24 protein-coding genes are annotated in these 19,160 nt (G+C 70.0%); 6 read left to right on the top strand and 18 right to left on the bottom strand.

The window, feature by feature from the left end:
- Nucleotides 1-62: 62 nt before the first annotated feature.
- Nucleotides 63-773, bottom strand: a complete 711-nt coding sequence (locus tag OO70_RS36520) for a LysM peptidoglycan-binding domain-containing protein (RefSeq protein ID WP_043681231.1) — start codon at nt 771-773, stop codon at nt 63-65.
- A 504-nt stretch (nt 774-1,277) separates the two neighbouring features.
- Here OO70_RS36520 and OO70_RS36515 point away from each other — a divergent pair.
- A complete protein-coding gene (locus OO70_RS36515) occupies nt 1,278-2,066 on the top strand; it encodes a hypothetical protein (RefSeq protein ID WP_043681228.1) in 789 nt (262 codons plus the stop codon).
- A gap of 37 nt (nt 2,067-2,103) precedes the next feature.
- A complete protein-coding gene (locus OO70_RS36510) occupies nt 2,104-2,529 on the top strand; it encodes a hypothetical protein (protein ID WP_043681225.1) in 426 nt (141 codons plus the stop codon).
- An 87-nt stretch (nt 2,530-2,616) separates the two neighbouring features.
- On the opposite strand, the gene der is transcribed toward OO70_RS36510, so the two are convergent.
- From der to OO70_RS36480, 6 genes are all read right to left on the bottom strand, one after another.
- A complete protein-coding gene (gene der / locus OO70_RS36505; protein ID WP_043681222.1) occupies nt 2,617-4,092 on the bottom strand; it encodes a ribosome biogenesis GTPase Der in 1,476 nt (491 codons plus the stop codon).
- Nucleotides 4,093-4,166: 74 nt separating this feature from the next.
- A complete protein-coding gene (locus OO70_RS36500; RefSeq protein ID WP_199827481.1) occupies nt 4,167-4,877 on the bottom strand; it encodes a lysophospholipid acyltransferase family protein in 711 nt (236 codons plus the stop codon).
- The gene (cmk, locus tag OO70_RS36495; protein ID WP_043681218.1) at nt 4,835-5,530 is read right to left on the bottom strand and encodes a (d)CMP kinase; all 696 of its coding nucleotides are present in this window, start codon (nt 5,528-5,530) and stop codon (nt 4,835-4,837) included. The genes OO70_RS36500 and cmk overlap by 43 nt, the downstream gene beginning before the upstream one ends.
- Before the next feature lie 222 nt (nt 5,531-5,752).
- The gene (locus OO70_RS36490) at nt 5,753-6,838 is read right to left on the bottom strand and encodes a prephenate dehydrogenase (RefSeq protein WP_043681216.1); all 1,086 of its coding nucleotides are present in this window, start codon (nt 6,836-6,838) and stop codon (nt 5,753-5,755) included.
- Nucleotides 6,835-7,203 carry a chorismate mutase gene (aroH, locus tag OO70_RS36485; protein WP_043681215.1) on the bottom strand — a complete coding sequence of 123 codons (369 nt, stop codon included), beginning with the start codon at nt 7,201-7,203 and terminating at the stop codon, nt 6,835-6,837. Before aroH ends, OO70_RS36490 begins: the two co-directional genes overlap by 4 nt.
- A 91-nt stretch (nt 7,204-7,294) precedes the next feature.
- Nucleotides 7,295-7,717: a YidB family protein gene (locus tag OO70_RS36480; protein WP_043681214.1), complete on the bottom strand. Its 423-nt coding sequence runs from the start codon at nt 7,715-7,717 to the stop codon at nt 7,295-7,297.
- Between the two features lie 177 nt (nt 7,718-7,894).
- On the opposite strand from OO70_RS36480, the gene OO70_RS36475 reads away from it, so the two are divergent.
- From OO70_RS36475 to OO70_RS36460, 4 genes are all read left to right on the top strand, one after another.
- Nucleotides 7,895-8,575, top strand: coding sequence for a hypothetical protein (locus OO70_RS36475; RefSeq protein WP_043681212.1), 681 nt, complete (start codon nt 7,895-7,897; stop codon nt 8,573-8,575).
- A 27-nt stretch (nt 8,576-8,602) separates the two neighbouring features.
- Nucleotides 8,603-9,181 (top strand): DUF6529 family protein, encoded by a 579-nt coding sequence (locus OO70_RS36470; RefSeq protein ID WP_043681210.1) that lies wholly within the window; start codon nt 8,603-8,605, stop codon nt 9,179-9,181.
- Nucleotides 9,182-9,249: 68 nt separating this feature from the next.
- Nucleotides 9,250-9,672, top strand: a complete 423-nt coding sequence (locus OO70_RS36465) for a Rieske (2Fe-2S) protein (RefSeq protein WP_043681208.1) — start codon at nt 9,250-9,252, stop codon at nt 9,670-9,672.
- A 21-nt stretch (nt 9,673-9,693) separates the two neighbouring features.
- Entirely contained in the window at nt 9,694-10,386 is a 693-nt protein-coding gene (locus OO70_RS36460; protein WP_043681205.1) for a nucleotidyltransferase domain-containing protein, read from the top strand.
- Here OO70_RS36460 and OO70_RS54045 read toward each other — a convergent pair.
- The 11 genes from OO70_RS54045 to ald form a co-directional block, all read right to left on the bottom strand.
- Entirely contained in the window at nt 10,375-10,545 is a 171-nt protein-coding gene (locus OO70_RS54045; RefSeq protein ID WP_106971823.1) for a PIN domain-containing protein, read from the bottom strand. The two genes, OO70_RS36460 and OO70_RS54045, sit on opposite strands and share 12 nt — an antisense overlap.
- A 57-nt stretch (nt 10,546-10,602) precedes the next feature.
- The gene (locus tag OO70_RS51435) at nt 10,603-10,785 is read right to left on the bottom strand and encodes a PIN domain-containing protein (RefSeq protein ID WP_051741987.1); all 183 of its coding nucleotides are present in this window, start codon (nt 10,783-10,785) and stop codon (nt 10,603-10,605) included.
- Nucleotides 10,782-11,105, bottom strand: coding sequence for a type II toxin-antitoxin system Phd/YefM family antitoxin (locus OO70_RS36450; RefSeq protein ID WP_043681203.1), 324 nt, complete (start codon nt 11,103-11,105; stop codon nt 10,782-10,784). The genes OO70_RS51435 and OO70_RS36450 overlap by 4 nt, the downstream gene beginning before the upstream one ends.
- 62 nt (nt 11,106-11,167) lie before the next feature.
- Entirely contained in the window at nt 11,168-12,190 is a 1,023-nt protein-coding gene (locus tag OO70_RS36445) for an ADP-ribosylglycohydrolase family protein (protein ID WP_043681200.1), read from the bottom strand.
- Nucleotides 12,187-12,915: an NUDIX hydrolase gene (locus OO70_RS36440; RefSeq protein WP_043681198.1), complete on the bottom strand. Its 729-nt coding sequence runs from the start codon at nt 12,913-12,915 to the stop codon at nt 12,187-12,189. The genes OO70_RS36445 and OO70_RS36440 overlap by 4 nt, the downstream gene beginning before the upstream one ends.
- A gap of 146 nt (nt 12,916-13,061) precedes the next feature.
- Nucleotides 13,062-14,252, bottom strand: coding sequence for a pseudouridine synthase (locus OO70_RS36435; protein ID WP_043681196.1), 1,191 nt, complete (start codon nt 14,250-14,252; stop codon nt 13,062-13,064).
- Complete coding sequence (gene scpB, locus OO70_RS36430; RefSeq protein ID WP_043681193.1) at nt 14,252-14,908, bottom strand: SMC-Scp complex subunit ScpB; 657 nt, start codon at nt 14,906-14,908, stop codon at nt 14,252-14,254. Before scpB ends, OO70_RS36435 begins: the two co-directional genes overlap by 1 nt.
- Nucleotides 14,905-15,906 (bottom strand): segregation and condensation protein A, encoded by a 1,002-nt coding sequence (locus OO70_RS36425; RefSeq protein WP_051741985.1) that lies wholly within the window; start codon nt 15,904-15,906, stop codon nt 14,905-14,907. Before OO70_RS36425 ends, scpB begins: the two co-directional genes overlap by 4 nt.
- Nucleotides 15,907-15,924: 18 nt before the next feature.
- Nucleotides 15,925-16,476, bottom strand: coding sequence for a hypothetical protein (locus OO70_RS36420; protein ID WP_043681190.1), 552 nt, complete (start codon nt 16,474-16,476; stop codon nt 15,925-15,927).
- Entirely contained in the window at nt 16,461-17,597 is a 1,137-nt protein-coding gene (locus OO70_RS36415; protein WP_078651701.1) for a ParA family protein, read from the bottom strand. The genes OO70_RS36420 and OO70_RS36415 overlap by 16 nt, the downstream gene beginning before the upstream one ends.
- A 402-nt stretch (nt 17,598-17,999) precedes the next feature.
- Nucleotides 18,000-19,115, bottom strand: coding sequence for an alanine dehydrogenase (gene ald, locus OO70_RS36410; protein WP_043681970.1), 1,116 nt, complete (start codon nt 19,113-19,115; stop codon nt 18,000-18,002).
- Nucleotides 19,116-19,160 lie beyond the last annotated feature (45 nt).

The following is a 19,160-nucleotide window of genomic DNA, read 5'->3' as shown; positions in this document are numbered from 1 at the left end:
CCGGGCGGGGGCGGCGCGGGAGCGGCTCGGCTCAGAGGTCGTTCATCTCAAGGCCGTTCGGCTCAGAGGTCGAGCTGCTGGCCGGGGACGATCAGATCGGGGTCGGCGCCGATGACGGACTTGTTGGCGGCGTAGATCTTCCGCCACGTGGTCCCGTGCTCGGCCGCGATGCCGCTCAGCGTGTCGCCCGAGCGGACGGTGTAGTCGCCGCGGGACGTGCCGCGCGAGGCGTTGTTCGTCCCGCGGGCCGGCGTGTTCGCGGGCTTCGACGGGGTCGCCTTCTTGGTCGACTTCTTGGTGGTCGACCCGGATGTCGACTTGGTCGACTTCTTCGTCGTCGACTTCTCGGTCACCGTGCCCGAAGAGGCAGCGGGTGCGCTGCCGCCCGCTCCGGCCTTGACCGAGCAGACCGGCCAGGCGCCCCATCCCTGGGCGTGCTGGACCTTGGTGGCCACGGCGATCTGCGCGGACCGGGAGGCCTGGTCGGCGGTGGCCGCGTAGGCCGAGCCGCCGTAGGCGCGCCAGGTGCCGGCGGAGAACTGGAGTCCTCCGTAGTAGCCGTTGCCGGTGTTGATGTGCCAGTTGCCGCCGCTCTCGCACCGGGCGATGCGGTCCCACACTCCGCTGTCGGCCGCCGCGGCGTTGCCGGTGGCGGCCAGCAGTCCGAGCGGGGCGAGCAGGGCCGCCCCGGTGAGGACCGCCGTCGTACGCGCTTGACCCTTGCGGTGGGTCTCAGGAGCGTTCTCGCGAGTGGTATCGGCACATTCGGACATGTAGTTCCCTCTCCAACAACCCGGGGTCCCCCAAGGCGGTTCGCGGCTCCCACGCATCGACGCGGTCCTCGCGCTCCTCCCCGTCCGCCGGAAGTGGTGCTGCTTGCTGGCTTGTTCGGCCGGCGGACGTGTCCCGAGCGGTGCTCGTTGCACACGGCGGAGGAATGTACGGAGGTGGACGAGCCGATGTCGACCAACTGCCCGTCGCCGCAGGCCAGTTCACTGTTACCGCGGGTATCGGCACTTTTCGGCCACCCACTACATTCGCTGATTTCACGATTTTTCGACCAGTTGCCGACAAGCGCTGTGACTCGGTTCACGTGTTCAACTCCCTTGACCTTTCACAGAGTTGACAGGGAGTGTCCGATTCCGTACCAGCAGTGACCGTCCGCTTCGGTTGGTTCGATTCGGTTCGCTCCGGAGCGTGACCCCCGCCACAGATCCTCCGTTGTCTCCTTCATGAGCCCGGGACCCACCGGGCACCGCATTCCGAGGGAGCCACCCGTGCCGCGCATGCTCGACGTCAGCGACGACGTACGCGCCGAGATCGGCGACGAAGAAGCCGACCGGCTGCTCGCCGGAGACAACGCCCCGGGCAGTTACGACTGCACGTCGTGCCGCACCCAGGGCGACTCCGATCTGGAGCGCACCAGCACCGTCCTGTTCATCGGCGACGAGACCGCCGTCCTCGCCTTCGCCCACGCCACCTGCCTGCCCTCCCAGATCGTCCAGGTCACCGAGGAGCAGCTGCAGGGCGCCGTCCGCTCCATCAGCGGCAACGCGCACTCCCCGGCGGGCGCACCGGAGAAGGCCGTACCCGAGCAGGCCGTGCTCGGCGTGACCAGCGGACTCGTCCTGATCTCCGGGGAGTTGCACCCCGCCCTGGTGGTCGAGCCGACCGCGCCCATCGTGCGGCCCGGCTCGACCGACGTCGGCGACGACTTCCTGCCGCTGCTCATCGAGCAGGGCTTCATGCCGCTCAGCGAGATCACCACCGTGCCGCCCGTGCTGCACGGCTGGTCGGTGCTGCTCGCGGCGGGCCAGCTGCACGCGGTGCTCCAGCCGAGCAGCAACGGCGGTTCCCCGGTGGCCTGGTGGCAGGCGCACCAGCCGCTCCAGGTCACCGACAGCTGGCGGGCCGCCGCCAACAAGCACCAGCAGGTGCTGATGTTCGCGGCACCGGTCGGCTCGATCGGCCGCCAGCCCCGCGAGGACCTGCTGCGCAGCGCGCTGGACAAGGCCGCTGCGAACGGCAAGTTGGTCGGCTCCGCGCTCCCGCTCGCGGGCACCTGAGCCGCATCCCTTCAGGTCACGCGTCGTTTGGACATACGTGCACGCATACGACGTTCCCCGCAGCCGGCCCTACCAGTCGATCCCGTCCTCGCGGTCGGACCGGGACAGCCCCGGCGGTCCATCGGCCACGCCGATCTACGACCGGCTCTACTCGGAGTGGGTCAAGACCTTCCGCTCGCTGCCGGGTGACCGCAGCGGCGAGGAGGAGCTGGGCTTCACCGCCTTCGGGCACAGCCCGCACAGCACCGGCTCGTTCGGCGGCGGTTCGTTCGGCGGCTCATTGGGTGGCGGCTCATTGGGTGGGGGTTCGTACAGCGCGTACAGCGCGGGGGCCTACAGCGCCCGGCAGCAGTCGCAGTGGCAGCGCGTCGGGCAGCTCGGCCAAGTCGGCCAGCAGCACGGCCACACCGGGATGCACCACATCCCGGCGGCCCTGCCGCCCGGCCCGCGCCGAGGCATCTGACGCGGCACGCACACGAAGAGGGCGGCCCCTGTGGAGACAGGGGCCGCCCTCTTCGTCGTAGAACCGGCCGTACAACTACACCTACGGCTACTTCTTCTTGCCGCGCTTCTCGCGTACCCGGACCGAGATGTGGATCGGGGTGCCCTCGAAGGCGAACTCCTCGCGCAGGCGGCGCTCGATGAAGCGGCGGTAGCCCGCCTCGATGAAGCCGGAGGCGAAGAGCACGAAGCGCGGGGGCTTGGTGCCCGCCTGGGTGCCGAAGAGGATGCGGGGCTGCTTGCCGCCGCGGACCGGGTGCGGGTGGGCGGCGACCAGCTCGCCGAGGAAGGCGTTCAGGCGGCCCGTCGGGACGCGGGTCTCCCAGCCGGCGAGGGCGGTCTCGATGCCCGGGACCAGCTTCTCCATGTGCCGGCCGGTGCGCGCCGAGATGTTCACCCGGGGCGCCCACGCGACCTGGGCCAGCTCGGTCTCGATCTCGCGCTCCAGGTAGTAGCGGCGCTCCTCGTCGAGGGTGTCCCACTTGTTGAAGGCGAGGACGATCGCGCGGCCCGCCTCGACGGCCATGGTGACGATGCGCTGGTCCTGCACCGAGATGGACTCGGAGGCGTCGATCAGGATGACCGCGACCTCCGCCTTCTCGACGGCGGCGGCGGTGCGCAGCGAGGCGTAGTAGTCGGCGCCCTGCTGAAGGTGGACGCGCTTACGGATTCCGGCGGTGTCGACGAACTTCCAGGTCACGCCGCCGAGTTCGATGAGCTCGTCGACCGGGTCACGGGTGGTGCCCGCGACCTCGTTGACGACGACGCGCTCCTCGCCCGCCACCTTGTTCAGCAGCGAGGACTTGCCGACGTTCGGGCGGCCGATCAGGGCGATCCGGCGGGGGCCGCCGACCGCGGTCCCGAAGAGCTGCTCGGGCGCCTCCGGCAGCGCCTCCAGGACAGCGTCCAGCATGTCGCCGGTACCGCGCCCGTGCAGCGCGGAGACGGGGTGCGGCTCACCGAGCCCGAGGGACCACAGGTAAGCCGCGTCGGACTCACCACTGAGACCGTCGACCTTGTTGGCGGCCAGCACGACGGGCTTGCCGGCCTTGCGCAGCAGCCGTACGACCGCCTCGTCGGTGTCGGTGGCGCCGACCTTGGCGTCGACGACGAAGACGACCGCGTCGGCGGCCTCGATCGCGTACTCGGCCTGGGCGGCCACGGAGGCGTCGATGCCGAGGACGTCCTGCTCCCAGCCGCCGGTGTCGACGACCTTGAAGCGGCGCCCCGCCCACTCGGCCTCGTACGTCACACGGTCGCGGGTGACACCGGGCTTGTCCTCCACGACGGCCTCGCGGCGGCCGATGATGCGGTTGACGAGAGTCGACTTGCCGACGTTCGGCCGGCCGACGACGGCGAGGACGGGCAGCGGTCCGTGTCCTGCCTCGTCGAGGGCGCCCTCGACGTCCTCGATGTCGAAGCCCTCCACGGCGGCGAGCTCCATGAACTCCGCGTACTCGGCATCGCCGAGCGCCCCGTGCTCGTGCTCCCCGCCGGAGCCGTCGGGCTGGATCTGGTCGTTCATGAAGTCGGTACCTCGTTCATCGTGGTGATCGGTGGAACCCCCGGATTTCGGGTGATCCACTACTCAAGTGTCTCTTAGCGCCCGGTGAGGCGCCTGGCGTCGTCCAGGTGGGCGGCCAGTTGCTTCTGGATCCGCTCGGTCGCCTCGTCCAGTGCCTTGCGCGTACGGCGGCCGGAGCCGTCGCCCGCTTCGAACGGGTCGCCGAAGACGACGTCGACGCGGGAGCGCAGCGGGGGCAGCGCCTTTATCAGCCGTCCGCTCTTCTCGGCGGTACCCAGTACGGCCACCGGCACGATCGGGGCGCCGCTGCGGACCGCGAAGTAGGCGAGCCCGGCGCGCAGCGAGGCGAAGTCGCCCTCGCCCCGGGTGCCCTCGGGGAAGATCCCCAGCACACCGCCGGCCGACAGGACGTCCAGCGCCCCGGTGATCGCCGTACGGTCGGCGATCGAACGGTCCACCTTCAGCTGGCCGATGCGCAGCAGGAAGGGATCCAGCGGGCCGACGAACGCTTCCTTCTTGATCAGGAAATGTGTCGGCCGGGGTGCCACGCCCATGACCATGGGGCCGTCGACGCCGTGGGAGTGGTTGACGGCGAGGATCACCGGACCGGCGGCGGGCACCTTCCAGGAGCCCAGCACGCGCGGCTTCCACAGCCCGTACATCAGGCCGACGCCGATGCGCCGCCCGACCTCGGCGCCCCGTTCCGACGCGACGGTCGAAGTTGTCGAAGCTGTTGGAGCTGTCACTTGGCGGCCCGCTTCTCCCCGACAAGGGTGACCACGCACTCGATGACCTGCTGGAGCGTGAGGTCGGAGGTGTCCACCTCGACCGCGTCGTCCGCCTTCGCGAGCGGCGAGGTCTTGCGCGAGGAGTCGGCCGCGTCCCGCTTCAGCAGCGCCTCACGGGTGGCCTGGACGTCGGCGCCCTTCAGCTCACCGCTGCGGCGGGCGGCACGCGCCTCCGGGGAAGCGGTGAGGAAGATCTTCAGATCGGCGTCGGGCAGCACGGTCGTACCGATGTCCCGCCCCTCCACCACGATCCCCCGCTCCGCCTCGGCGGCCAGCGAACGCTGCAGCTCGGTGATCCGGGCCCGCACCTCGGGCACCGCGCTGACCGCGCTGACCTTGGAGGTGACCTCCTGGGTGCGGATCGGGCCGGCCACGTCCACGCCGTCGACGCTGATCGTCGGGTTCGCCGGGTCGGTACCCGAGACGATCTCCGCCTTGCCCGCCGCGTCGGCGATCGCGGCGGGGTCGGTGAGGTCGATCCCGTTGTTCACCATCCACCAGGTGATCGCCCGGTACTGGGCGCCGGTGTCCAGATAGCTCAGCCCGAGCTGCGAGGCCACGGCCTTCGACGTGCTGGACTTGCCCGTGCCGGAGGGGCCGTCGATGGCGACAATCACTGCCGGGGCGGTCCGGGCGGCGCCGTTTTCCACGGGAGGACACCTTCCTGGTGCGGGGTGGTGAGCGGGGTGGGGGTGCGAGTGCGCCCCGGACAAGGTTACTGGGTTCACGTCACTCGTCCGGCCGGACGGTTCCTGCTTGACGCAGGCCGGCAGAATTCAGCCCGTCCGGCGTTTGAGGACGAGGCCCCTTCAGGGCCGAAGCGGGGGTCTGGGGGCGCAGCCCCAGAAGACGCCCACCCCCACACACCGCGCCTACTGCCGGATCGCCCAGCCCCGCTCCCGCAACGCCGAAGTCAACACCGGCACCGACTTCGGCTCCACCATCAACTGCACAAGCCCCGCCTGCTGCCCCGTCGCATGCTCGATCCGCACATCCTCGATATTGACCCCCGCCATCCCCGCATCCGCGAAGATCCGGGCCAGCTGCCCGGGCTGGTCGTCGATCAGCACCGCCACAACCTCGTAGACCCGCGGAGCGGACCCGTGCTTGCCGGGAACACGAACCTGCCCCGCGTTCCCCCGCCGCAGCACGTCCTCGATGCCGCCCGCACCCTCCCGCCGCTTGGAGTCGTCGGCGGACTGCAGCGCACGCAACGCCCGTACCGTCTCCTCCAAGTCCCCCGCGACATCGGTGAGCAGGTCGGCGACCGGCCCCGGGTTCGCGGACAGGATGTCGATCCACATCCGGGGGTCGGACGCGGCGATCCGGGTCACATCACGAATCCCCTGCCCGCACAGCCGTACGGCGGCCTCTTCCGCGTTCTCCAGCCGCGCGGCGACCATGCTGGACACCAGATGGGGCATGTGGGACACGAGCGCGACCGCACGGTCATGGGCGTCGGCATCCATGACAACCGGCACGGCACGGCAGTGCGAGACCAGCTCCAGGGCGAGGTTCAGCACCTCGGTGTCCGTGTCACGCGTGGGCGTCAGCACCCAGGGCCGCCCCTCGAAGAGGTCGCCGGTCGCGGCCAGCGGACCCGACTTCTCGCGCCCGGACATGGGATGCGAGCCGATGTACGACGACAGGTCGAGCCCCAGCGCCTCCAACTCCCGCCGCGGACCACCCTTGACGCTGGCCACGTCGAGGTACCCCCGAGCCACCCCCCGCCGCATCGCGTCGGCGAGCACCCCGGCCACCAGGGCGGGCGGAGCGGCGACGATCGCGAGGTCGACGGGACCGTCCGGCGCCTCGTCGGTGCCGGCGCCGAGCGCGGCGGCCGTACGGGCCTGCTCGGGGTCGTGGTCGGCGAGGTGGACGACGACTCCGCGCGAGGCGAGGGCGAGCGCGGCGGACGTGCCGATGAGCCCGGTGCCGATGACGAGCGCGGTCCTCACTGGGCGATGTCCTTGCGCAGGGCGGCCGCGGCACCGAGGTACACGTGCGTGATGTCGGCGCGGGGCTTGTCGGACTCGATGTGCGCGAGTATGCGGACCACGCGGGGCATGGCGCCCGCGATCTCGAGTTCCTGCGCGCAGATCAGCGGCACGTCGGAGAAGCCGTCGCCGAGCTTGCGGGCGGCGGCCGCCGGGAAGTCGCTGTGCAGGTCGGGCGTGGCCGTGAACCAGACGCTGATCAGGTCGTCGGCGGTGAGGCCGTTCCGCTCCAGGACTGCGGTGAGCAGCGCTCCGACCTGCTCGTCCATGTGGCCGGCCTCGTCCTTGTCCAGTTGGACGGCGCCCCGGACCGCTCGTACCGCCACGGCTTGGCTCCTTGCTGATGTACGGCTCTTGGTACATCCAGCCTAGTCAGCCCGTTCGGTACGGGTGCGCGGCGCCCGCCCACCGAGACGGTCACAGGGACTGTTGCCGGACCAGTTCCTCCAGCGAGGCGGCCTGCGGGACCTGGCCGTCCGGGGTGAGTTTGTCGACGGCCTGGGGCAGCGCCTGCGCGAGCTCGGTCGCGGCCTGGTCCGGGGTGACGCCGGCCTGCTCGGCGACCTTCTGCAGGGTCTCGTCGGGCAGCGCCTGCTGGATCTGGGCGCCGGTGACGGACTGGTTCTGGCCGGTGCCGACCCAGGAGTCCTTCTGCTCGGCCAGGCCGGACTTGGCGAGCATGTCGAGGAGCCCGCCCAGCGGATTGCTGCCGCCCGAGCCGCCGCCACTGCCGCCGAGGGACCCGAGCAGTGCGCCGAGGATGTTGCCGGCGGAACCGCCGCTCTTGCCCCCTCCGCCCAGAAGACCGCCGAGAAGGCTGCCGAGATCGTTGCCCGCCATGGGTCACGCCTTTCGAGAGCGGCCGGCCGCTGGTCGGGGCCCGGCCTCGAACCCTGCCAATGTCACCTGAATCATCCCGTTCCGCTACTTGGGGTGAGATCATCCCCGTATGCCTCTTTACCCACGGCCCCGAGTCCGCTCTCATGGGCTGGTAGCTCGCCTCGGGGGAGGACAGTAATGAAGCGTCCTGGACCACTGCTCACTCTTCTGGCGGGCCTGGTGCTGGGCCTGTTCATGCTGACGCTCAACGCGACGTCCGGGACGAAGACCGCGTCGTCCTCGTACAGCGAGGCATCGCCGTCGGCGACACCTTCGTCTTCGCCGAAGAAATCGGCGGCCGCGTCACCGACTCCGACTGTCACCCCCAGCCCGACACCGTCGAAGTCGCCGATCCCGAACGCCAGTTACGCCGGCCGCACCGACGACGACACCGCGTCGGTCGCCGTGTCGATCCGTGACGGCAAGGCGGTCGCCTACTTCTGCGACGGCCGCTACAAGGAGGCCTGGCTGCGCGGGCCCGTCAAGGACGACGGCAGCATGAAGCTCACCGCCCCGAACGGCGCCGTCCTCGACGGCAAGCTCCAGCAGGGCAAGAAGATCCACGGCACGGTCAAGGACGAGGGCCGGTCCTACGTGTTCACCGCCGACAAGGCCGTCAAGCCGTCCGGGCTGTGGCGTGCCACGGCCAAGGTGCGCGGCGCCAAGATCGACGGCGGCTGGATCGTGCTGCCGAACGGCCGCCAGACCGGCATCGTCACCCGCGACGGCAAGGCCGCCTCCGCACCCCGTATCGACCCGGAGACCGGCGCGGTCACGGTCGACGGACAGCAGCTCACGGCACAACCCGTCACCCCCTGACCCACCATCCGCCTCAGGGAGCCGATCATGACCGCCGACCCGAACGCCGCCACCCAGTCCTACCCCCCACCCCCACGCCACCGCGACAGCCCCGCCCGCTATCTGGTCCCGGCCCTGGTGGCAGCGGCCGTGGCCGTCGGCCTCGGCGTCTACGGCAAGGTCCACGACCCGGCGGGCACCGCCTTCAACCTCGCCGGCTTCAGCAGCACGGGCGCGGTGAAGTCCTGGCTCGCGACGACCGCGTTCTTCTTCGCCCTCGTCCAGGTCGTCTCCGCCTTCATGGTCTACGGCAAGCTGCCCGGCCCGAGTTGGTCGGCGACGCTGCACCGCTGGTCGGGGCGGATCGCGTTCCTGGTGGCGGTGCCGGTCGCGGTGCACTGCCTCTACGCGTTCGGCTACCAGACGTACTCGACACGCGTGATGTGGCATTCCCTCCTGGGGTGCGCGTTCTTCGGTGCCTTCAGTGCCAAGATGCTGCTGCTCCGCTCGGAGCGGCTGCCCGGCTGGCTGCTGCCGGTCGTCGGCGGACTGGTGTTCACCGCTCTCACCCTGCTCTGGCTGACATCCGCCCTCTGGTTCTTCCGCACCGTCGGAGTGACGACATGACCACCGTCGTAGCGACCGCGTGACCACCGTCGCAGTGACCACATGACGACCCCCTTCGGAGTGACCACATGACCGACAGCTCGACGCGCCGCACGGTCCTCGCCACAGGTGCGGCCGCCGCGGCCGCCGCGCTCACCGCGGGATGCAGCAAGTACGGCGACAGCAACGACTCCTCGGGTTCGTCGTCCGTGAAGGCGTCCGGCGGCCAGGAGTTGGCGAAGACGTCCGACATCCCGGTCGGCGGCGGCAAGATCCTCAAGGACCAGAAGGTCGTGGTGACCCAGCCGAAGAAGGACGAGTTCAAGGCCTTCTCGGCGATCTGCACCCACCAGGGCTGCACGGTGAGCGCAGTCGCGAACGGCACGATCAACTGCCCGTGCCACGGCAGCAAGTTCCACATCGCGGACGGTTCGGTCGCGGGCGGTCCGGCACCGAAACCGCTGCCGGCGGAGCAGATCACGGTGGAGGGAAATTCGATCCGCCTGGCGTGAACTGCCGCGTACGCTCCCGGAATGCACCCCGAGTCCCTGGTCCGCGACCACACGATCTACGCCTGCGTGATGGGTTCGCGCGCCTTCGGCCTGGCGACGGACGGCAGCGACACGGACCGCCGGGGTGTGTTCGTGGCCCCCACCCCGCTCTTCTGGCGTTTCGAGAAGCCGCCGACGCATGTGGAGGGCCCGGCGGAGGAGCAGTTCAGCTGGGAGCTGGAGCGCTTCTGCGAACTGGCCCTGCGCGCGAACCCCAACATCCTGGAGTGCCTCCACTCCCCCCTCGTCGAGCACGTCGACGCCACAGGCCGCGAACTCCTCGCCCTGCGCGGCGCGTTCCTCTCCCGCCAGGTCCACGAGACGTTCACGCGCTACGCGTTGGGCCAGCGCAAGAAGCTGGAAGCCGACATCCGCACGCACGGCGCCCCGCGCTGGAAGCACGCGATGCACCTGCTCCGCCTCCTGATGAGCGCCCGCGACATACTCCGCACGGGCACCCTGACGATCGACGTGGGCGACCAGCGCGCCCCCCTGTTGTCCGTCAAACGCGGCGAAGTCCCCTGGCCGCAGGTCGAGTCCTGGATGACCCGCCTGGCCACGGAGACGGACGAGGCGGCCACCCACAGCCCACTCCCGGCAGAGCCGGACCGGCACCGCGTGGAGGACTTCCTGATCCGGGTCCGGCGCGCGTCCACCGACGCCCTATCGGGGTGACGTCACCGGCAGCCCCGCGTCGGCGGCGGCTTCGCCCTGGCGTTTGTCGTACGTCACGAACCAGCTGACGCCGCGACCGAGTTTGAGCGCCGCCACGGTGTGGATCGCGTCGAGGCTGCGCAGCGCGGTGCCCGGCGCCAACTCCCCCGCTTCCAGCATCAGTTCAGGCGTGAGACGAACACGCGCGATGGCGTTCAGTAGGGCGTCCGCAGCCGATCACTCCACCTCGTCCGCGCCGAGCCGATGCAGCAGCCGCCGCACCTCAGTCTGCGCCAGGTCGCACGTGACGACACGACGCATTCCGCCGTGCTGTCCGATCCATCGCTCCAGCGCGGCGGTCTCCGCCTCCGCCCGCAGCAGCTTGGCGATCGCCGATGCGTCGAGGTAGAGCAGCGTCACCGCGTCTCCTCCTCGCGCTGAGCGAGCAATTCCGCGGTGGGGCCGCGTCCTTCCGCGTCCCGCCTGACCGCGCGCAGCCGCTCCAGCGCGTCGACGGCCTCGACACCGTGCCCCTCGTCCATGACCGAGGCATCGAGCAGGCCGATGGCGATCGCGGCACGGATGTCCCGTTCCGCCGGCTCCAGCGGAGACAGTATGGCGACCGGCACACCGTCCCGAGTGACCTCGATCGACTCACCCGCCGCCACGGCGTCCAGCAGAGCCGCGGTGTGCCGGGACAGCTCCCGGACCGGCACTCGCCTGCGCTTCGCCTCACCCATGTCTGCCACGGTAACCCCACCGCATGACAACGTCCATCCATGTCAGACGCCGCCACAATGCGTCAGGCGTCCCAGAGCGCCCCGAGCGCCAGCAGCTCCCCCCGGTACTCGATCCGCTCGGCCCATTCCTGCGGCCACGCGTCCGCCCCCAGATACGCCCCCGCGAACGCCCCCGTGAGACAGGCGATCGAGTCCGAGTCACCGGACGTGCAGGCCGCGCGGCGCAACGCGGTCACCGGCTCGTCGACGAAGAGGAGGAAACACAACAGGCCGGTCGCCAGGGCCTCTTCGGCGATCCAGCCCGCGCCAGTGGCCAGGCACGGGTCGGTCTCCGGGGAGACGGTGCGTACGGCGTCCTGGAGTCGGCCCAGGATCTCCAGGCACTCGTCCCAGCCGCGCGCGATGAAGTGCTCGGGCGTGGGGTCCTGGCTCCGCGTCCACAGGTCGCCGAGCCAACGCTCGTGATACCGGGTGCGGTTCTCGAGGGCGTACGACCGCAGCAGCCCCACCAGCCCGGTCGGTTCGGCGCCCTGCGCGAGCAGCCGTACGGCGTGCGCGGTGAGGTCGGACGCGGCGAGGGCGGTCGGGTGACCGTGGGTCAGCGCGGACTGCAACTGGGCGGCGCCGGACCGCTGTTCGTCGCTCAGCCCGGGGACGAGCCCGACCGGCGCGACCCGCATGTTGGCCCCGCAGCCCTTCGAGCCGATCTGACTGGCGTCCTGCCACACCCGCCCCTCGGTCTTCAGCAGGTTGCACGCGACGAGGCAAGTCCGGCCGGGGGCACGGTTGTTGTCCGGCGACTGGTACCAGTCCACGAACTCCTCGCGCACCGGCCGTTCCATCCGCTTGGGGCCAAGCAGCCCCCGGTCCATGGCAGTTCGCAGTCCCCGCCCCAACGCCAGTGTCATCTGCGTGTCGTCGGTGACGATCGCCGGCCTCGGCAGCTCCATCTCCCGCCAGGGACCGCACTTGGCGAGGATGCCGGGCACGTCGTTGAACTCGGTGGGGAAGCCGAGCGCGTCCCCGAGGGCGAGCCCCACCAGGGCTCCCGTGGCGGCACGCTTGCGGACGGTGGTCGTGGTCATGCGGGACTTCCTTCCCGAGTCGGCCGGAGCAGGGGCGGGTACAGGGCGGTGGCGGTCCCGGCGCGGTACAGCGCGGCCGGTTTCCCTCGGCCACCGGTCAACTTGGCGCCGCCGAGCACCGGTTCGACAAACCCGGGCGTGGCGAGCACTTTGCGACGGAAGTTGGGGCGGTCCAACTCTCTGCCCCACACGGTCTCGTAGACCTGTTGCAGCTCCCCCAGCGTGAACTCCGGCGGGCAGAACGCGGTGGCGAGGCAGCTGTACTCCAGCTTGGCGCCCACCCGTTCGTGCGCGTCGGCCAGAATCCGGTCGTGGTCGAAGGCCAACGGCCCGAGCGAGTCGTACGGCAGCCAGCGCGCCTGCGCCGCGTCGCTGCCCGCGTGCGGCTCGGGCGGGTCCGGCAGCAGTGCGGCGAAGGCGACGGTGACGACCCGCATCCGGGGGTCGCGGTCGGGCTCGCTGTAGGTGCGCAGCTGCTCCAGATGCAGCCCTGAGACATCCAACAGGCCGGTCTCCTCGGCGAGTTCACGCCGGGCGGCGGTCTCCGCGGACTCGTCGGGCGCGACGAAGCCGCCGGGCAACGCCCAGTGCCCGGCATACGGCTCCTGTCCGCGCTCGACGAGCAGCACATGCAGGGCGCCCGCGCGGATCGTGAGGACGGCGAGGTCGGCGGTGACGGCGAAAGGTTCGAAGGCGTACTTGTCGTAGGCCGGTGTTGCGGTCATGGTGATCCACCCCGTTAATAGTCAGTTCGACCATAAAGAGTGAACGCGCCTCGGCACAACCCCCCGCACCCGACAAGAACGAGACGACGAAAACGAAGCGGCCGGCCCCGGAGAAACCCGGAACCGGCCGCACTCGCAACGCTGTTTTAGAGATCGACTTCCTGCATCAGCATGCCGACCTCGGTGTTCGACAGCCGTCGCAGCCAGCCCGACTTCTGGTCGCCCAGGGTGATCGGACCGAAGGAGACGCGGACCAGCTTGTCGACCGGGAACCCGGCCTCCGCGAGCATGCGGCGGACGATGTGCTTGCGGCCCTCGTGGAGGGTCACCTCGACCAGGTAGTTCTTGCCGGTCTGCTCGACGACACGGAAGTGGTCCGCACGCGCGTACCCGTCCTCCAGCTGGATGCCGTCCTTGAGCTGCTTGCCCAGATCGCGCGGGATCGGGCCCACGATGTGCGCGAGGTAGGTCTTCTTCACGCCGTACTTGGGGTGGGTCAGACGGTGCGCCAGCTCGCCGTGATTGGTGAGCAGAATCACACCCTCGGTCTCGGTGTCGAGCCGCCCGACGTGGAAAAGACGCGTCTCCCGGTTGGTGACGTAGTCGCCGAGGCACTGCCGGCCCTCGGGGTCCTCCATCGTGGCCACGACACCGGCGGGCTTGTTCAACGAGAAGAACTGGTACGACTGCGTCGCCACCGTCAGCCCGTCGACCTTGATCTCGTCGTGCTCCGGGTCGACCCGGAGACCCTGCTCGACCACGATCTCGCCGTTGACCTCGACCCGGGACTGCTCGATCAGCTCCTCGCAGGAGCGCCGGGAGCCGTAGCCCGCGCGCGCGAGGACCTTCTGCAGCCGCTCGCCCTCCTGCTCGGCGCCCGGGAAGGTCTTGGGCGGCTTGATGTCCTTCTTGCCCGCGTACCGCTCCCGGTTGCGCTCCTCGGCCCGCGCGTCGTACTCACGCGAGGTCGCCGGCGCCCAGCGCCCGCGCCCGGTGCTCTGGCCCTGCTTGGGGCCGCCCTTGGCACCGCCACGTGCCGCTGCACCGCGCCCCGACTTGGGACCTTCGTGGGATCCCGTGGGGCCTACGTCGTAGCGCCGCTCTTCGGGACGCGGCTTTCCGGCACGCTTCGGCTTGTCGTCACGGCCTCCCGCGCCGGCCGCGCCCCTCGGCTGGGAGCCGCCACCGGCGCCCCGGGAGTTGCCCGCGCCGGAACCACGACCGCCGCCGCCCCCACCGGAACCCCGAGGATTGCCGCCCCCGCCGGTCCCGCGGGGGTTGCCGCGCCCGCCGCTCCTACCGCCGCCACCACTGCTGCCACTGCCACTGCTTCGCATCAAAGTTCCGTCGTCGTCGTTTCGTCTGCATCTGCATCCGGTGCATCCGGATCGAACGACGGGACCCCTTCCAGCGTCTCCGCCTCGATCGCCTCAGCCTCAGGGAGGAAGGGCGCGAGCTCCGGGAGCTCGTCCAGGCCTCGCAGGCCCATCCGCTCCAGAAAGTAGTTCGTCGTCACGTACAGGATCGCACCTGTTTCGGGTTCCGTCCCCGCCTCCTCGACCAGACCCCGCTGCAAGAGGGTGCGCATCACACCGTCGCAGTTGACTCCGCGGACCATCGAGACCCTGCTGCGGCTGACCGGCTGGCGGTACGCGACGACCGCCAGGGTCTCCAGCGCCGCCTGGGTGAGCCGGGCCTGCTGCCCGTCCAGGACAAAGCCCTCGACGGCCGGCGCGAACTCCGGGCGGGAGTAGAAACGCCAGCCCCCGGCGATCAGCCGCAGCTCGAAACCGCGCCCCTGGACGGTGTACTCGTCGGCCAGCTCGCGCAACGCGTCCGCGATCCGCCGTTTGGGCCGCTGGAGTATTTTCGCGAGGTGCTCCACGGTCGCGGGCTCGTCCACGACCATGAGAACGGCCTCCAGGGCGGGCTTGAGGTCGAGATCCGCGACAGCGGACGGGCTCGCCGGTACGCCCGTGCTCTCCTCGCTCACGCCGACTCCTCCTTGGTCTCCTTGGGCGGCTCGGGCGGCCGGTCGAACTCGTCCGTGACCACGGGCTCACCCTCCCCCTCCCCACCGGTCCAGCGCACGATCAGATCCCCGAGCGCGGTCTCCTGGTCCAGCGCGACGGCCTTCTCCCGGTACAGCTCCAGCAGGGCCAGGAACCTCGCTACGACGGTCAGGGTGTCGTCGGTGTCGTCGACGAGCACGCTGAAGCTGGCCTCGCCGAGTTCCCGCAGCCGCGCGACCACAATCCCGGCCTGCTCCTGCACACTGACGAGCGGCGCGTGGATGTGGTCGATGTACACCTGCGGCTTGGGCCTGGGCTGCATCGCCTTCACGGCGAGCCTGGCGAAGCCCTCCGGGCCGATGCGGATGACGACCTCGGGCAGCAGCTCGGCATGGTGCGGTTCGAGCCCGACGGTCCGGGGGTAGCGCCGGGCTTCTTCGTCGAGGCGCCGGTTGAAGATGTCGGCGATCTGCTTGTACGCCCGGTACTGCAACAGCCGCGCGAACAGCAGGTCCCGGGCCTCCAGCAACGCCAGGTCGGCCTCGTCCTCGACCTCGGCGGCGGGCAACAGCCGGGCCGCCTTCAGATCGAGCAGGGTCGCCGCGACGACAAGGAATTCGGTCGTCTCGTCCAGGTCCCAGTCGGGGCCCATCGCCCTGATGTACACAATGAACTCGTCGGTGACCTTGGACAGCGCCACCTCGGTCACATCGAGCTTGTGCTTCGAGATCAACTGGAGGAGCAGATCGAAGGGCCCCTCGAAGTTGGCGAGCCGCACCTTGAAGACCCCGTCATCGGGTTCTTCGAGCGAGGGTTCCTCAGCAGGCGCCTCGGGCTCTGCTACGACGACCTCGGGCTCCGGCACCGCCACGACGATCTCGGCCTCGACCTCGGGCTCCGGCGCCGCACCCGGCCCTTTCCCGAGCGCACGCCGACGGCCGGCCGGTGCGCCGGAAGCGGGAGCGTCGTTCGAGGTCATGGCCCCCGCAGGCTACCGCTACCGCCCGCGAAGCCGGCGTACGAGAATGCTCGCGTCCCCGCGGGACTCCAGATCGGCCAGGACGACGGCGACCGCCTCGCGCACGATCCGGCCGCGGTCGACCGCGAGACCGTGCTCGCCCCGGAGCATCAGGCGGGCGTGCTCCAGGTCGATGAGTTCCTCGGCGGACACGTACACGGTGATCTTCTCGTCGTGCCGCTCCCGCCCGCTGGGCCGGCGCTGGGCCTGCGCCCGCTGACGCTGCTTCCGCGGCTGGGCAGAACCTTCCTGCGCCTCCTGACGGCGTCCTGAGCCGTCCGCGGACCGGCTGCGGGACTCGCCGCCGTCCGCGTCCGCAGCGACGTGTTCTGCGCCCTCTCCGTCACCGCCCTGGGCGGGTACGGACTGCGGGGCGTCCTCCCCGGCGGCGGCACCGTCGCTCTCCCCCGCCGGAGCCGGTACCCGGGCCTCGCCGTTGGCCCGGCTCCTGGGGGTGGACGATTGGAGCGCCATCCCCCCTGTCGTACGGAACAGTTCGTCGGCCCCCGGCAGACTCACTCGGCGTGACACCGGGCGAGCACCTCCCTGGCGAGCTGGCGATAGGCGGCGGCACCGACGGAGTTGGAGGCGTACGTGGTGATGGGCTCACCGGCGACCGTGGTCTCCGGGAAGCGCACCGTGCGCCCGATGACCGTGTGGTAGACGTGATCGTCGAACGCCTCGACCACGCGGGCGAGCACCTCACGGCTGTGCACGGTGCGGGAGTCGTACATCGTGGCGAGGATGCCGTCGAGTTCCAGCTCGGGGTTGAGCCGCTCCTGGACCTTCTCGATGGTCTCCGTCAGCAGCGCGACACCACGCAGCGCGAAGAACTCGCACTCCAGCGGCACGATCACCTTGTGAGCCGCCGTCAGGGCGTTCACGGTGAGCAGGCCGAGGGAGGGCTGACAGTCGATCACGATGTAGTCGTAGTCGGCCATCAGCGGCTTCAACGCCCGCTGCAGGGTGGACTCGCGCGCGACCTCGCTCACCAACTGCACTTCGGCGGCCGACAAGTCGATGTTGCTGGGCAGCAAGTCCATGTTCGGGACAGCTGTCTTGAGGAGTACCTCGTCGGCCGACATGCCCCGCTCCATGAGCAGGTTGTAGACGGTGAGGTCCAACTCCATGGGATTGACGCCCAGTCCGACCGACAGCGCGCCCTGCGGGTCGAAGTCGACGAGCAGTACACGCCGGCCGTACTCCGCGAGCGCGGCACCCAGGTTGATGGTCGACGTGGTCTTGCCGACGCCGCCCTTCTGGTTGCACATCGCGACGATCGTCGCGGGGCCGTGACTGGTCAGCGGGCCCGGAATCGGGAAGTACGGGAGCGGGCGTCCGGTCGGGCCCACGCGCTCACGGCGCTGGCGGGCCGCGTCGGGCGCGAGTGTGGCCGCGTACTCGGGATCGGGCTCGTACTCGGCGTCGGGGTCGTAGAAGTGCCCGTCGGGCAGTTCGTCGTAGTCGGCGAAATGGTTGTGGGGCGCGCCCCTTCCGTCGCCGGCCATGGCGTTCACGTGATGGCCATCCATGCTCTGGTGTGCTGGCTGAGTCACCCCTGGCTTCTGGTGACCCTGGTGGGCTGCGAAGGTTCGCACCGCAACGGAGCCGACAGCCTCGAACCCCGCGGGCTCCTGGCCCCTTGCAGGCATTCCTGGTTGACCACCCCCGGGAGAAAATGTCGACTCATTCACAAGTCGTCTTACCTCCTTGGTGACCAGGGAACTTCTCGATAGGTCAGCGTGGCACCATGCCGACGGATGGCGACTCTATGGCGTGTCGGGTGTTCGCAGCAACACAATCCGCCGGACCCGGCCCGATGTGTCGGCAATGAAACATCCCTCTGTCAAGGGCGTACGGCAGTCGCACAGCAGGTTTCACCGGTGCACGAATCGGTTCAAGGGTTACGTTCGGCGCGAGTTGACCGAGTGCCGCAAAGTGACCATACACACACTTCCGGCCGGACCTCTCGAGCAAGGTCCGGCCGGGCGTGCTGTGTTGACGACCTGTGTTGACGTATCGCCTTTTGCTGAACGGTGACTTAGTCGACAGAGTCAGCCGAGCAGCGATTCCAGCTCGACGTGCTCCAGTCCGTGCGCCTCGGCGACCTCGCGGTAAATCACCTTGCCGTCATGGGTGTTGAGGCCCTTGGCGAGAGCAGGATCACGTCGCAGCGCCTCGACCCAGCCGCGGTTCGCGAGCTCGACGATGTACGGGAGCGTGGCGTTGGTGAGCGCGTAGGTCGACGTGTTGGGCACCGCGCCGGGCATGTTGGCGACGCAGTAGAAGACCGAGTCGTGGACCGGGAAGGTCGGTTCGGCGTGGGTCGTCGGACGCGAGTCCTCGAAGCAGCCGCCCTGGTCGATCGCGATGTCGACAAGAACACTTCCGGGCTTCATCCGCGCCACGAGTTCGTTGGTGACCAACTTCGGTGCTTTGGCGCCCGGGATGAGCACCGCGCCGATGACGAGGTCGGCGTCCAGGACGGCCTTCTCCAGCTCGAAGGAGTTGGACATGATCGCGCGGACCTTGGTGCCGAAGACCTTGTCGGCCTCGCGGAGCTTGTTGATGTCGCGGTCGAGCAGCGTGACGTGGAAGCCCATGCCGACGGCGATCTGCGTGGCGTTCCAGCCGGAGACCCCGCCGCCGATGACGACGGCCCGCGCGGGCTGCGTGCCGGGGACACCGCCGGGCAGCACACCGCGCCCGCCGACCGAGCGCATCAGGTGGTAGGCGCCGACCTGCGGGGCCAGCCGGCCCGCGACCTCGGACATCGGGGCGAGCAGCGGCAGCGCACGGCCGGGCAGTTCGACGGTCTCGTAGGCGATCGCCGTGGTGCCGGACTCGACGAGCGCGTCGGTGCACTCCTTGGAGGCGGCCAGGTGCAGGTAGGTGAAGAGCGTCTGGTCCTTGCGGAGGCGGTGGTACTCCTCGGCGATGGGCTCCTTGACCTTGAGCAGCAGGTCGGTACCGGCCCAGACCTCGTCCGCGGTGGCGAGGATCTGCGCGCCTGCGGAGACGTACTCGTCGTCCGTGATCGAGGAGCCGACGCCGGCGTCGTGCTCGATGAAGACCTGGTGGCCGTGGCGCACCAGCTCGTGCACGCCGGCGGGGGTGATGGCCACCCGGAACTCGTTGTTCTTGACCTCGCGGGGGATGCCGACCTTCACGTCGATCACGGTCCTTGGCTCAGAGGGTGTGGGGCAATACATCTC

The sequence above is a fragment of the Streptomyces xylophagus genome (assembly GCF_000716435.1).
In the GTDB taxonomy this organism is placed as follows: Bacteria; Actinomycetota; Actinomycetes; order Streptomycetales; family Streptomycetaceae; genus Streptomyces; species Streptomyces xylophagus.
The sequence above is the reverse complement of the archived record's forward strand: the minus strand, read 5'-3'. Positions and strand labels throughout refer to the sequence as shown.

Coding starts and splice junctions, on each gene's coding strand:
- OO70_RS36520 (WP_043681231.1), bottom strand. CDS start 773: ATGTCCGAATGTGCCGATACCACTCGCGAGAACGCTCCTGAGACCCAC.
- OO70_RS36440 (WP_043681198.1), bottom strand. CDS start 12,915: ATGACCGCAACACCGGCCTACGACAAGTACGCCTTCGAACCTTTCGCC.
- OO70_RS36465 (WP_043681208.1), top strand. CDS start 9,250: ATGACCGACAGCTCGACGCGCCGCACGGTCCTCGCCACAGGTGCGGCC.
- OO70_RS36425 (WP_051741985.1), bottom strand. CDS start 15,906: ATGACCTCGAACGACGCTCCCGCTTCCGGCGCACCGGCCGGCCGTCGG.
- OO70_RS36475 (WP_043681212.1), top strand. CDS start 7,895: ATGAAGCGTCCTGGACCACTGCTCACTCTTCTGGCGGGCCTGGTGCTG.
- der (WP_043681222.1), bottom strand. CDS start 4,092: ATGAACGACCAGATCCAGCCCGACGGCTCCGGCGGGGAGCACGAGCAC.
- OO70_RS36450 (WP_043681203.1), bottom strand. CDS start 11,105: ATGGGTGAGGCGAAGCGCAGGCGAGTGCCGGTCCGGGAGCTGTCCCGG.
- OO70_RS54045 (WP_106971823.1), bottom strand. CDS start 10,545: ATGCTGGAAGCGGGGGAGTTGGCGCCGGGCACCGCGCTGCGCAGCCTC.
- OO70_RS36480 (WP_043681214.1), bottom strand. CDS start 7,717: ATGGCGGGCAACGATCTCGGCAGCCTTCTCGGCGGTCTTCTGGGCGGA.
- OO70_RS36445 (WP_043681200.1), bottom strand. CDS start 12,190: ATGACCACGACCACCGTCCGCAAGCGTGCCGCCACGGGAGCCCTGGTG.
- OO70_RS36435 (WP_043681196.1), bottom strand. CDS start 14,252: ATGCGAAGCAGTGGCAGTGGCAGCAGTGGTGGCGGCGGTAGGAGCGGC.
- OO70_RS36460 (WP_043681205.1), top strand. CDS start 9,694: ATGCACCCCGAGTCCCTGGTCCGCGACCACACGATCTACGCCTGCGTG.
- OO70_RS36415 (WP_078651701.1), bottom strand. CDS start 17,597: ATGCCTGCAAGGGGCCAGGAGCCCGCGGGGTTCGAGGCTGTCGGCTCC.
- OO70_RS36470 (WP_043681210.1), top strand. CDS start 8,603: ATGACCGCCGACCCGAACGCCGCCACCCAGTCCTACCCCCCACCCCCA.